We start from the raw sequence: 12,731 nt of genomic DNA, 5'->3' as shown, positions 1-12,731 counted from the left end.
CCGCAAACCATAAGTGTCAGTTATGCTGAGGGGATGATCGACGCAGCGGGCCTTCGGGTCATGAAGGCCATCGCCGACGAGGGCAGCTTCACCGGCGCCGCCCACTCACTCGGCTTCTCCCAGCCCGCCATCTCCCAGATGGTGCGCCGCCTCGAGCAGCGCACGGGGACGGTGCTCGTCGAGCGCTACGGCCGGCAGGTGCGTCTCACTGAGGCCGGCCAGGTGCTGGCCCGCCATGCGGTCGGCGTCCTCGCCGCACTCGACGCAGCTGAGGAGGAGATCACGGCGATCGCGGGACTCCGCGCGGGCCGGGTCCGGCTCCAGGCCTTCCCCAGCTCCTCGGCGACCCTCGTGCCGAAGGCTCTCGCGATCCTCAAGCGTCACCACCCCGACATCGTCGTCACCCTGACCGAGGCCGAGCCGCCGGAGTCCCTCGCCGCCCTGCGCAACGGCGACTGCGATGTCGCAGTGGCCTTCGCCTATGAGGGCGCCGACCTCGGCGTCCTCGAGGAGGACCTCTCCCTCCTCCAGACCCACCACCTCCTCGACGACGAGGTCCGGGTCGTCGTCCCCAAGAGCCATCAGTTGGCCGACCGGCAGAGCGTCAGGCTGTCCGACTTCGCCGACGAGGAGTGGATCGCCGGCTGCCCCCGCTGCCGTGGCCACCTCGTGTCCCTGGCCGACCATGAGGGTTTCCGGCCCAACGTCGCCTTCGAGATCGAGGACTACGTCGCCCAGATCGGTCTGGTCACGGCCGGCCTCGGCGTCGCCTTGGTGCCTGACCTGATCCTCAACGCAGCCAAGCACGAGGACGTCGCCACCCTCTCCCTCTCTCCGGTCTCACGCCGCCAGATCCTCGCCGTGACGACGTCCGACCTCCAGCGGGTCCCCGCCGTCGCGGCCGCGCTCCGAGCGTTGGGTGAGGCTGCCGGCGCCCGGGTCGACGTACCCGAGCCGGCACTCTCCCCCGCCTGACAGCGCGAGCGAGCCCAGCGGCATACAGTGCCGTCATGGCCGATGACGCACACATCTCGTTCCTGCCCGTGCCCGCTCCGGAGGACGTCCCGGAGGGCGTCACGAGGCTGTGGGCCAAGTCCGAGGAGGCGTTCGGCTTCGTACCCAACGTCTTCCGCGCGCAGGCGGTCAACGGGGACCAGTTCCTCGCCTGGTGGAACTACTTCAACCTCCTCGTCAACAAGGAGGGCCACCTGAGCAACGCCGACCGTGAACTGCTCGCCCTCGTCGTCTCCAACGTCAACCGCTGCACCTACTGCGTCATCTCGCACGGCGCTGCGCTGCGGACCTACACCGAGGACGAGCGGACCGCCGACCTCGTCGCGGTCAACTGGCGTCAGGCCGGCCTCCCGGACCGCGAGTCCGCGATGGCGGCCTACGCCGAGAAGCTCACGCTGCACCCTGCGGACGTCGTCGAGGCGGACCTCGAGCCGCTGCGGGAGGTGGGTCTCGACGACCACCAGATCATGGAGCTCGTCCAGGTCGTGGGGATGTTCAACCTGACCAATCGGGTCTCCTCGGCGCTCGGGTTCGTGCCCAACGCCGAGTACCACTCACAGAGCCGCTCGTAGTCTTGGGCCGTATGCCGCTGGGCTGGGTTCCGCCAGCCGGTTTCCTCGCGCGCGGCGAACGTCACCCCCTGGGGCCACGCCCCGGCACAATGAGCCAATGACGAAGGTCGCGGTTGCAGCGCCGAGCTCCGCAGCACTGGAAGCCGGGCTCGCGGTGGTCGCCGAGGGCGGCAACGCGGTGGACGCCGCAGTGGCGGCCTCCATCGCGGCCATGTGCACCGAGCCGGGCATCGTCAGCATCATGGGTGGTGCCTACGTCAACATCTGGCCGGGCGGCGGCCCACCCGTCGTCATCGACGGCAACGTGGAGATGCCCGGGCGCGGCCTGGACCCGAGTCGGTTCGGCCAGGGCATCCGGTTCGTCGAGACCCAGTACGGTGGCGGCATCACGCTGGGCGCAGGGTACGGCTCGGTGGCGAACGCCGGAGCGGTCCACGCCCTTTCCCGGGCGATCGAGCTGCACGGCAAGGTGCCCTGGTCCCGCGTGGTGGAGCCGACGGAACGGGTGTGCCGCGACGGTTTCGCGGTCGGCGCGGCCTCAGCTCTCTATCTCGGAATCGTCCGCGAGAGCCTCTTCGGTGACGACGCCGAGGCCCACGCCATCGTCACCGGCCCGGAGGGGCACACCCTGCGCGCCGGCGATGTCGTCCAGAACAGCGATCTCGCCGACATCCTCGAGCTGCTGGCCGTCCAGGGGCCGGCGCTCTTCACCACCGGGGTCGTGGGCCGGGTTCTCATCGAGGAGATGGCTGCGCACGACGGTCTCCTCACCCGCGATGACCTGCTCGCCTACGAGGCGGTGGTGCGCCGCCCGACGCTGCGCCAGCTGGGCGACTGGACCGTGGCCCTCAACCCACCACCGTCGGTCGGCGGCCCGATGCTCGCCGTCATGCTCGGCGAGCTGGCGGGCCGTGAACCGGGCTGGTCCTGGACCGATGTCATCGACATCCAGACCCGCGTCCTGTCCTACCGCCTCTCGGTGCACGACCGCTCCCCCGACCTCCTCGCCGACGGGGACGCCCTGCTCCAGCTCGTCGAACGGCACGGCCTCGCGGGGTTACCCACATCTGCCTCGACCGCCCACGTCTCGGCCGCGGACTCGGACGGCACGGCGTGCGCGATCACCATGTCGTCCGGCTACGGTGCCGGCATCGCGATCCCCGGCACCGGGATCCTGCTCAACAACGCCCTCGGCGAGCCGGAGCTCAACCGGCTCGGGCTGCACGCCCTGGCCCCGGGGACCCGGCTCGCGTCCAACATGGCGCCGACCACGGCGAGGAGCTCCTCCGGAGGCTGCCTCGCCGTCGGCTCGCCGGGGGCGGACCGGATCACGACCGCCCTGCTGCAGGTGCTCGGCCCCGCGCTGCTCCGCGGCACGGACATCGAGGACGCCATCGAGGCGCCCCGTCTGCACGTCCGGTTTCGCGAGGACGGGACACCCGCGGTCGAGCACGAGCGGGACCCTGCCATCGCAGCGGCCGTGGAGACCCGGGGGCTGCCCAGATACGAGTATCCGTCGAGGCACATGTACTTCGGCGGGGTGGGGGCCGCCCGGCTGGACGGTGCCGAGCTCTTCGCCGCAGCCGACTCACGCCGTGAGGGCGCGGTCGGGGTGGCCTCCTCGGATGGCGCGTAGGGCTGCGGCGCGTAGGGCCGCGGCGCCCGGCACCTCGTCGCACCGCAGCGGCCAGCGAGGCTACTCACGCGTCCGCACCGCGATCTCGCCGTCCGCGTCCACGGTCACCGCGACGTCTCCGGACAGGTCGGTCCGGTAGACCGCGAACCCTCGACTCGCCAAGGCGCTCAGCAACGCAGGTGCCGGGTGCCCGTAGTCATTGTCCTCCCCGACGCTGATGACGGCCAACCGCCCCTCAACCATCTCGAGCAGCTGGTCATCGCGGTTGCTCGACCCGTGGTGGGCGACCTTGAGCACGTCGACCTCGCCCCAGCGCTGCGGGTCCCGGCGGGCGGCCCGGAGGACCTGGGCCGCAGCCTCGCGCTCCATGTCCCCTGAGAGCAGCAGGTCCACTCCCCTCACCCGCACCGTCATGACGACCGACCCGTTGTTCGGCACCGAGCCGTCACTGATGAGGTGCGCCGGCCACCAGACCTCCGCAGTGACGGGTCCGACACGAACCGTGTCTCCCGCCCGGAGCTCGCCGACGGGAATCCCTTCCGTGGCAGCGAGCTCACGCACGCCGCGGGCCATCGTCCCTGGCTCCGCGACGGGCGAGACCCGGATCTCCGCCACGTTCCGGCCGGCGACGACACCCGCCAGGCCCGCGACGTGGTCGGCGTGGAAGTGGCTGAGGACGACCAGGTCCACGACGTCGACCCCGAGCCGGTCCAGGCAACCGTCGATGAGGTCCGGGTCCTCGCCGGCGTCGACGACCACTGCGTGCCCCGTGCCCTCCGTCGAGTCGCTGTTGATGACCAGCCCGTCGCCCTGGCCGACGTCGCAGGCCACGAAGACCCAGCCCGGAGGGGGCCACGTGACGATGTTCGTCGGGGCCGCTGCCGCCACGGCGACGAGGACCGCGGCCAGGCCGAGCAGCGGACGGAGCCGGGCCCGACGCCATGCCCACGGTGTCAGGACGACCACCGCGACAGTGACCCCGGCGAGGCCCAGTGCAGCCGCCGCCGAGTCACCCCACTCGAGGTTCCCGAGGGGCATCTCGGCACAGCTCCGCGCGACCCACGCGATGCCCTGAGCCGGAGCGCCCGCGAGCCACGCCACCCACGACGCACCCTCCACCCAGATCACCGAGAGCACGGCGACGGCCACGCCGAGGATGGTCGTGGGCCCGACGAGCGGTGCCGCCAGGAGGTTGGCCGGCACGGCCACGAGTGAGACCGTGCCCTGGAGCGGCACGACGATCGGGCCACAGACGGCCTGGGCCGCGAGGGGAACCGCGAGAACGGGCCCGAACCACCCCAGCCGGGTCGGCAGGGCGCGGGCGATCGCCTTTCCCCAGGGCTGGGCGAAGAGCAGCAGGCCCAGCGTGGCCATGCTCGACAACGCGAAGCCGTAGGACCTGGCCAGCCACGGGTCCCAGACGAGGAGGACGGCGACCGCCCCTGAGAGGGCGGGTACTCCCGCCTGACGACGCGACGTCGACAGGGCCAGCAGGCCCACGGCCCCCATGACCGCGGCGCGGATGACGCTGGGCTCGGGCCGGGCGAGCACCACGAAGGCCGCGAGCACGCCGAGGGCGACCCAGGGCCGGCCCCGTCGGGGGACCCCGACCAACCGGCACAGGCCGAGCCCCACCGCGAGCACCAACGTGACGTTGCTGCCGGACACGGCGCTGAGATGACTCATACCCGTGTCGAGCATGGCCGCGGTGAGGTCCTCGGGAGTCCGGCTCGTGTCCCCGATCACCAGGGCTGGGACGAGACCTCGGGCATCGTTGCTCAGTCCTGCCGTCGCCGCGCGGAAGTCCGACCGCACGGAGTCGGCGGCCCGAAAGACCGCACCCGGGTGCCCGGCGAGGGTCGGGGGGCTCTTCGGTCGGGCCAGGGCCACCACCGCGTCCCCCGCTTCCGCCGGCGCCAGCCGCACCACCGCCTGGACGTCCTCGTGCCACCGGACACCAGCCCAGGACTCGTCCCCCATGACGAGGATCGGCGCGCTGACCGCGGTGGCGCGGCCTCGGCCCTCGACCTCTCGGACGTCGACGCGCACCAGGACCATCGGCTCGCGCCCCGCCTCCTCGGCGCCGCCGGTGACCGCGAAGTCTCCGTCGGCCAGCACGCCTCCGACGACCCGCGGCTCCGCGGCCACACTGCCGCGGACCGTCACCACGGCCTGCGCCCCTGCCAGGTGCTCCAAGGGCCCGACGTCGCGGACCGTCCGGTGGCCGGCCGTGGCCAGCAGCAGCAGGGCGAGCACCGCAAACGTCAACGCGGTGAGGCGCACGGCTGACGACGGGGGCCGCGTCCGGACCACGCCGGCCGAGCCGATGCCGGCCAGGAGCGCCGCGGACCACACCCAGGCGGTCGGGACGAGGAGCGCGACGAACGCGACGACCGGCCAGCTGATGAGGACCGGGACGAGCAGCCGGGCGTCGAGCCGCCGCGGCACGCGGACGACCTCGTCCGCCCGCGTCCGCCGGTGGGGACGCGCCACCGTTCGGCTCACACCGTGACCTTGGGCCGGAGCTGGGTCAGCATCTTGTCCCCGATCCCGCTCACCTCCCCGAGCTCCTCGACCGAGCTGAACCGGCCGTGCTCGGTGCGCCAGTCGACGATCCGCTGCGCGAGCACCGGCCCCACGCCCGGCAAGGTCTCCAGGCCGGCCAGGTCGGCGGTGTTGAGGTTGACCGGGCCGGACCCCGATGCACCAGCCGAGCCGCCGCCACCCGCGACTCCTCCGGACCCGCCGGACCCCGAACCCGAGGGCCCCGGGGTCACTGACTCCCCTGGTCTGGGAACGAAGACCTGCTCCCCGTCGCTGACCGGACGGGCGAGGTTGAGCGCCGCCACGTCCGCCCGCTGTGTCACTCCGCCGGCCGCTTCGAGGGCGTCGGCGACCCGGGAGCCGGCGCGCAGCCGGACCAGCCCTGGCTTCCTGACCTGTCCGACGACGTGGACCACCACCTCGGCTGGTGCCGCGGCTCCCGCAGTATCCCCCGCGGCGCCCCCCGCAGCCCCACCAGGGAACAGGCCCGTCGGTGGGGAGCTGCCACCGACCTGGAGCGAGCGGGTCACGGCCATCGGCGCGGCGTCCTGACCGCCGGTCGACCCGGCCCCCGCGTCCGACTCGTGCGCCTGGGCCAGCGGCCGGCCCTGGGCCGCCCGCTCGGCCCAGAGGACCCGCACCGCGAAGGCGCACCCGAGCGCGACGACGAGCGCCAGCACGGCGACGACCGCACTGCTCGTCACGGACACCCGGCCCGCCCGGATCGAGGCCGGCACGGTCACGAGGGAAGGACGCCTCGCTCGTCGCAACTGTTCCTGCAGCCGGGCCGCGGGCCGGCCAGGCTCCCCTGGGTGGCCCGCCGCCAGGTCGACGAGGTCGAACGGGTCGCCTGCGGGATCCGAGCCACCGACGTCGGGATCCGTCCGGGCCACGGCCGGTTGCCCGCCTCCGGGAGGGGTCGGCACCCAGCCACCGGATGCCTCGGCGCCGCCCGTGCGCTCCCCCACGACCCGTCCACCCAGGATCTGCACCACGCGCTCGAGATCAGGGGCCCTCGGGACTCGGCTCAGCGGCATACGGCGAAACTAGGCAAGCGAGCCCGCGCCCACCTGACATCGAGCCACCTCTGTGGACGACGGGTCCGGCCCCAAGGGGATGTGGATGGTCAGCCCACGAGATGCCGACCCCCCGATTGGGAGGCCTGCCCGTCGCTGGGCCACAATCCTCGGATGGCCCGGCACATCATGACCCTCACCTGCGACGACCGTCCCGGCATCGTCGCCGCGGTCTCGACAGCGCTCCTCGACGTCAACGCCAACATCGTCGAGAACCAGCAGTTCTCCGACGAGGACACCAACCTCTTCTTCATGCGGACCGTCTTCGACGCGGCCCAGGACGAGGTTCAGACCGTCCTCGACGCCATCGACCGGAGTGCCGCCGTCGAGCACCAGCACCTCGCCGTGCGTCCCGCCGACGAGCGCTGCCGGACCCTGATCCTCGTGAGCAGGTTCGACCACTGCCTCCTCGACCTGCTCTACCGGTGGAAGTCGGGTGACCTCCCCATCGACATCGTCGGTGTCGTCTCGAACCACGAGGACACGCGCGGGCTCGTCGAGTACTACGGCGTGCCCTTCACGCACCTTCCGGTGACGAAGGAGACCAAGGCCGCCGCCGAGGCCGAGCTGCTCCGACTCGTCGCGGCGCAGGACGTCGGCCTCGTCGTCCTGGCGCGGTACATGCAGATCCTCTCCGACGACCTGTGCCAGCAGCTGGCCGGGCGCGCGATCAACATCCACCACTCGTTCCTGCCCGGCTTCAAGGGAGCCAAGCCCTACCACCAGGCCCACGAGCGGGGAGTGAAGCTGATCGGCGCCTCCGCCCACTACGTCACCGGCGACCTCGACGAGGGGCCGATCATCGAGCAGGACGTCGTTCGGGTGACCCACGCAGAGACACCGGAACGTCTGGTCGCCATCGGGCGAGACGTCGAACGCCGGGTGCTCTCGCGCGCGGTGCGCGACCACGCCGAGAGCCGGGTCTTCCTCTCCGGGCGGCGCACCATCGTCTTCTGAGCCGCGTTCACCGCCGCGCTCGCCGCTCGTCGAGTGTGCAGTACCTGCCGCCGGGGAAGAGAAGGATCCGGCAGGAAGTGCACACTCGACGGAGGTCGGGGCGGCAGGAAGTGCACACTCGACGGAGGTCGGGGCGGCAGGAAGTGCACACTCGACGGGGGCTGGCTGCGTGGGTCAGTGGAGGTGGCGCTGCCGCCACCAGCCGATGACGTTCTTGTCGTGCCGCCACAGCACGACGAGCGCGATCGCGATGAGCCACAGGCCGGTCCACAGGTCACCCGGCGCCCGTCCCGCGAGGACGACCCCAGCCGTCACGAGCAGTCCGAGCGCTGCGAAGATCGAGCCGGCCGCCACCCAGCGCGTCAGCACGACCGCGACCGCGAACACCCCGAGCACGACGATCGCGACCCACGGGTGCACACCGAGGATGGCACCGAGGGTCGTGGCCACCCCCTTGCCGCCACGACCGTGCAGGAACGGCGAGAAGATGTGCCCGAGGATCGCGGCGAGACCCACGGCGTAGGCCGCGTGCGCCCCGAACCACTGACCAGCGAAGAACGTCGGGGCCAGACCCTTGAGCACATCCAGCACCCCGACGAGCACTCCCCACCGGCGGCCGAGGACCCGACCGGCGTTGGTCGCTCCCGGGTTGCCGGAGCCGGAGGCCGTCAGGTCCTTGCCGAGGAGACGGGCCGCGATCGTGGCCGGGTTCACCGAACCGATGAGGAAGGCCACCACCACCGCTCCCCCGAGGACCGCGGGGGTGGCCCCGTTCACAGCGGGTCGACCCCGGCGTCCTGCGGCTCGAGCACGTCCCCGGGCCGCGGGGACACGGCGACCGCCACGGTGCCGGGCCCGACGTGAGCGCCGACGACGGCCCCGAGCTCGAGGACGAGGACCGACCGGGCGCCCCGGACCCGTTCGCGGAGCTGCGTCGCGACCGCCTCGGCCCGGTCGGCGGAGTCGAGGTGGTGCACGGCGATGTCGACCGCCACGCCCGACGCCTCGGCCTGCTCGACCGCGAGCGCGACGAGGCGGGCGATGGCCCGAGCCGACGTCCGGACCTTCTCGACGGGGACGATTCGACCGTCGCGCACCGAGAGGATCGGCTTGATCGCGAGCGCTGAGCCGAGCAGGGCTGACGCTGCGCCGATCCGGCCGCCGCGACGCAGGTGCTCGAGGGTGTGGACGTAGAAGGTCACCGACGACGGTCCGAGGCGTGAGTTCACCGCGGCGAGCACCGACTCGAGGCCACCGCCCCGCGAGGCGCGCTCGGCCCCCGCGATGACGGCGAAGCCCATCGCCATGCCGATCGTCTCGCTGTCGATCGCGACGACGGGCACCGACGCCTCCGCGGCGGCGAGCGTGGCCGCCTCATAGGTGCCGGACATCTGGCTGGACAGGTGCACCGACACCACGTGGGTGGCGCCCTCGGCGGCGAGCCGGGAGTACACCTCAGCGAAGACGGCGGGGCTCGGACGTGAGGTCGTGACGATGGTGTACTCGTTCAATGCGGCGGCGACCTGTGCGGCCGTGATGTCACGACCCTCGACGTGCTCGCGGCCCGCGACGACGACGTGGAGCGGGACCACCTCGATCCGGTGCTCCGTCACCAGGTCCTCGGGCAGGTAGGCCGTCGAGTCGGTGACGAGCCGCACGTCGACCCGAGGCGGCTCCGCCTCCTCGCGAGCCAGGTCGGCGGCCCGGTTCCTCGACCAGCGGCGCAACCGCTGGCCGACCAGCTCGCCCAGCCGGTCGCCCAGGCGGTCGGTCGGCCGGGAGCCCTCGGTGGTCACCGTGGGCACCCGGCCAGCTCAGCGGCATACGGCATGGTGCCCTTCCTCAGAGCGGGACGACGTTGACGAGCTTGGGCGCCCGCACGATCACGGTGCGGATCCCGCTCTCGGTGGCCACCCTGACCTTCTCTCGCGACAGGGCGAGCTCCCGCAGGTCGTCCTCGCTGATGTCCGGCGGCACCTCGACGCGGTCCCGGACCTTGCCCTTGATCTGGATGACGCAGGTGACCTGCTCCTCCACGATCTTGGACGCGTCGCTCACGGGGAACGGCACGTAGGACACCCCGCCCGGGTGACCGAGCCTGGACCACAGCTCCTCGGCGATGTGCGGCGCCACGGGCGCGATCATCAGGACGAGCGCCTCCATGACCTCGCGAGGCGGCACGTCGAGCTTGGTCACGGCGTTGTTGAGCTCGATCAGCTTGGCGATCGCCGTGTTGAAGCGCAGGCCCTCGAAGTCCTCGCGCACGCCCGCGATGGTGCGGTGCAGCTGCGTCGTCAGGGCCTGGTCGGGAGCGATGTCAGCGACGCGGACGTCACCCGTGACCTCGTCGACCACGTTGCGCCACAAGCGTTGCAGGAAGCGCTGCGACCCGACGACGGCGCGCGTCTCCCACGGCTTGGACAGCTCGAGCGGGCCCATCGACATCTCGTAGAGCCGGAACGTGTCGGCGCCGTAGGCGTCGTACATCTCGTCGGGGCTCACGGAGTTCTTCAGCGACTTGCCGATCTTGCCGTACTCCCGGTTGACCGGCTCCCCCCGCCAGCTGAACGTCGACTCGGCACCCTGCGCACCCGGCTGCTCCTCCACCTCGGCGGCCGGCACGTACTGTCCACGGCTGTCGGTGTAGGCGTACGCCTGGATGTAGCCTTGGGAGAAGTACTTGCGGAACGGCTCCTCGCTCTGGACGTGGCCGAGGTCGAAGAGCACCTTGTGCCAGAACCGCGCGTAGAGCAGGTGCAGGACCGCATGCTCGACGCCGCCGACGTAGAGGTCGACGCCGCCGGGGTCCAGGGTGCCGGCCGGCGCGCCAGCAACGGGAGCCGCCTGCTTCGCCAGCCAGTACGCCTCGTTGGCCGGGTCGACGAACTTCTCGTCATTGGCCGGGTCGAGGTAGCGGAAGTAGTACCAGCACGACCCCGCCCAGTTGGGCATGGTGTTGGTCTCGCGGCGGAAGCGTCGCATCCCGCGACCGTCCCCGAGGTCGGCCTCGACGTTGACCCACTCCGGCACGCGCGAGAGCGGCGGCTCCGGGCTGCTCGTCGCGTCGTCCGGGTCGAAGGTCTTCGGGCTGTAGTCCGGCACCTCCGGCAGGGTCAGCGGCAGCTCGTCCTCGAGAACTGGGTACGACACCCCGTCCTCGTCGAACATGATCGGGAACGGCTCTCCCCAGTAGCGCTGCCGGCTGAAGAGCCAGTCGCGGATCCGGTAGGTGACCGCGCCCTCGCCGATCCCGTCGCGCTCGAGCGCCTCGATGATGCGCTCCTTGGCCTCGTCGAGCGCCAGACCGTTGAGGTCGACGTGGTCGTTGGCGGAGTTGACCGCCAACCCCGCGCCGACGAAGGCCTCCTCGAGCGGCCCGTCGGCCTCCTCGACCGAGGGGGCGACGACCCGGCGGATCGGGAGGGAGAACTTCGTGGCGTACTCGAAGTCGCGCACGTCATGGCCGGGGACCGCCATGATCGCGCCGGTGCCGTAGCCCATGAGGACGTAGTCGGCGACGAAGACGGGGATCGCCTCTCCGTTCAGCGGGTTGGTCGCCCAGCTGCCGGTGAAGACGCCGGTCTTGTCCTTGCCCTCGGTCTGCCGCTCGACGTCTCCCTTGCGCGAGGCCGCGAGCTGGTAGGCGGCGACCGCGGAGCGCGGGGTCGCCGCGGCAACGGGATCGGCTCCGCGCCAGTCCTCGTGCGTGCCGTCTGGCCAGTCACCTTCGGGCACCAGGCGGTCCACGAGCGGGTGCTCCGGGGCGATCACCATGAAGGTCGCACCGAAGAGGGTGTCCGGGCGAGTGGTGAAGACCTCGATGTCGGTCTTGTCGCCGGCAACGGTGACGACGGGGAACCGCACGCGCGCACCCTGGGACCGCCCGATCCAGTTGCGCTGCATGAGCTTGACCTTCTCGGGCCAGTCGACCCGGTCGAGGTCGTCGGCGAGACGGTCGGCGTACGCCGTGATCCGCATCATCCACTGGGACAGGTTGCGACGGAAGACCGGGAAGTTGCCGCGCTCGGAGCGGCCCTCGTTGGTGACCTCCTCGTTGGACAGGACGGTCCCGAGTCCGGGGCACCAGTTGACCGGGGCCTCGGACCGGTAGGCCAGGCGGTGGCCGTCGAGCTCCTCGGCCTTCTCGGTGGCCGTCAGCTCGGACCACGGGCGGCCGTCCTCGGTGAGCACGGCCCGACGCCCCGACTCGAGCTCCTCGACGAGCTCGCTGATCGGTCGCGCCCTGCCCCGGCCGCCGTCGGGCCGCTCGGCGTCCTCGTCGTACCACGCGTCCCAGATCTGGAGGAAGATCCACTGGGTCCACTTGTAGTAGTTCTCGTCGATCGTCGCGAAGGTGCGGCGGTTGTCGAAGCCCAGACCGAGTCGGCGCAGCTGGCGCCGCATGACGGTCATGTTCTCCTCGGTCGTCTTCCTCGGGTGCTGTCCCGTCTGCACGGCGAACTGCTCGGCCGGCAGCCCGAACGCGTCGTAGCCGAGCGCGTGGAGGACGTTCTTGCCGAGCATCCGGTGGAGGCGCGAGTAGACGTCGGTCGCGATGTAGCCGAGCGGGTGACCGACGTGGAGGCCTGCTCCGGAGGGATAGGGGAACATGTCGAGGACGACGAGCTTCTCCCCGCGCTGCGCCACCTCGTCCGGCTGCGCCCAGGGACCGGCCGGGTTCGGCGCGTCGAACGTGCCCTGCTCCTCCCACCTGTCCTGCCAGGCGACCTCGATGGCCGCGGCCATCGCGGCGGTGTAGCGGAACGGCGTCTCGTTGGTCTGCGTCTGCTCGCTCATGTCTTCTCTCTGGTCAGGTGGGTCAGCACTGCCGGGACAAAAGAAAACCCCTCGCACAGGAGGGGGGCCGCGTCGATGCCGGGGACCCGGCCTTGGTCAACGCGGCTGCGGAAGGAGCAGCTGACCAGCCATGCG

General features: G+C 71.7%; 9 protein-coding genes. 4 read left to right on the top strand and 5 right to left on the bottom strand.

Annotated elements, in window-relative coordinates:
- Positions 1 to 33: 33 nt before the first annotated feature.
- The 3 genes from INTCA_RS07240 to INTCA_RS07230 all read left to right on the top strand — a co-directional run bounded on the left by INTCA_RS07240 (position 34) and on the right by INTCA_RS07230 (position 3,222).
- On the top strand, positions 34 to 975 hold the full coding sequence (locus INTCA_RS07240; protein WP_013492261.1) for a LysR family transcriptional regulator: 942 nt from the start codon (positions 34 to 36) through the stop codon (positions 973 to 975).
- A gap of 35 nt (positions 976 to 1,010) precedes the next feature.
- Positions 1,011 to 1,586: a peroxidase-related enzyme gene (locus INTCA_RS07235; protein WP_013492260.1), complete on the top strand. Its 576-nt coding sequence runs from the start codon at positions 1,011 to 1,013 to the stop codon at positions 1,584 to 1,586.
- Between the two features lie 97 nt (positions 1,587 to 1,683).
- Positions 1,684 to 3,222, top strand: a complete 1,539-nt coding sequence (locus INTCA_RS07230; RefSeq protein WP_013492259.1) for a gamma-glutamyltransferase — start codon at positions 1,684 to 1,686, stop codon at positions 3,220 to 3,222.
- A 60-nt stretch (positions 3,223 to 3,282) separates the two neighbouring features.
- On the opposite strand, the gene INTCA_RS07225 is transcribed toward INTCA_RS07230, so the two are convergent.
- Both INTCA_RS07225 and INTCA_RS20290 read right to left on the bottom strand, forming a co-directional pair.
- Positions 3,283 to 5,727, bottom strand: a complete 2,445-nt coding sequence (locus INTCA_RS07225; protein ID WP_244859882.1) for a ComEC/Rec2 family competence protein — start codon at positions 5,725 to 5,727, stop codon at positions 3,283 to 3,285.
- Positions 5,724 to 6,803, bottom strand: coding sequence for a helix-hairpin-helix domain-containing protein (locus INTCA_RS20290; RefSeq protein WP_234423954.1), 1,080 nt, complete (start codon positions 6,801 to 6,803; stop codon positions 5,724 to 5,726). Before INTCA_RS20290 ends, INTCA_RS07225 begins: the two co-directional genes overlap by 4 nt.
- Before the next feature lie 153 nt (positions 6,804 to 6,956).
- On the opposite strand from INTCA_RS20290, the gene purU reads away from it, so the two are divergent.
- The gene (purU, locus tag INTCA_RS07215; RefSeq protein WP_013492256.1) at positions 6,957 to 7,799 is read left to right on the top strand and encodes a formyltetrahydrofolate deformylase; all 843 of its coding nucleotides are present in this window, start codon (positions 6,957 to 6,959) and stop codon (positions 7,797 to 7,799) included.
- A 174-nt stretch (positions 7,800 to 7,973) separates the two neighbouring features.
- Here purU and plsY read toward each other — a convergent pair whose 3' ends face one another.
- The 3 genes from plsY to INTCA_RS07200 are packed head-to-tail and all read right to left on the bottom strand — an operon-like array spanning position 7,974 to position 12,596.
- Positions 7,974 to 8,576 carry a glycerol-3-phosphate 1-O-acyltransferase PlsY gene (gene plsY, locus INTCA_RS07210; RefSeq protein WP_013492255.1) on the bottom strand — a complete coding sequence of 201 codons (603 nt, stop codon included), beginning with the start codon at positions 8,574 to 8,576 and terminating at the stop codon, positions 7,974 to 7,976.
- Complete coding sequence (locus INTCA_RS07205; RefSeq protein ID WP_013492254.1) at positions 8,573 to 9,604, bottom strand: DegV family protein; 1,032 nt, start codon at positions 9,602 to 9,604, stop codon at positions 8,573 to 8,575. The genes plsY and INTCA_RS07205 overlap by 4 nt, the downstream gene beginning before the upstream one ends.
- Before the next feature lie 37 nt (positions 9,605 to 9,641).
- Positions 9,642 to 12,596: a leucine--tRNA ligase gene (locus INTCA_RS07200; protein ID WP_013492253.1), complete on the bottom strand. Its 2,955-nt coding sequence runs from the start codon at positions 12,594 to 12,596 to the stop codon at positions 9,642 to 9,644.
- Positions 12,597 to 12,731: the final 135 nt, after the last annotated feature.

Source organism: Intrasporangium calvum DSM 43043, assembly GCF_000184685.1.
GTDB lineage: Bacteria > Actinomycetota > Actinomycetes > Actinomycetales > Dermatophilaceae > Intrasporangium > Intrasporangium calvum.
This window is presented reverse-complemented; position numbering and strand designations above follow the sequence as displayed.

Bases quoted from the DNA above. Each gene is read 5' to 3' on its own strand.
- INTCA_RS20290 (WP_234423954.1), bottom strand. From the start codon at position 6,803: ATGCCGCTGAGCCGAGTCCCGAGGGCCCCTGATCTCGAGCGCGTGGTG.
- INTCA_RS07235 (WP_013492260.1), top strand. From the start codon at position 1,011: ATGGCCGATGACGCACACATCTCGTTCCTGCCCGTGCCCGCTCCGGAG.
- INTCA_RS07230 (WP_013492259.1), top strand. From the start codon at position 1,684: ATGACGAAGGTCGCGGTTGCAGCGCCGAGCTCCGCAGCACTGGAAGCC.
- INTCA_RS07240 (WP_013492261.1), top strand. From the start codon at position 34: ATGATCGACGCAGCGGGCCTTCGGGTCATGAAGGCCATCGCCGACGAG.
- INTCA_RS07200 (WP_013492253.1), bottom strand. From the start codon at position 12,596: ATGAGCGAGCAGACGCAGACCAACGAGACGCCGTTCCGCTACACCGCC.
- purU (WP_013492256.1), top strand. From the start codon at position 6,957: ATGGCCCGGCACATCATGACCCTCACCTGCGACGACCGTCCCGGCATC.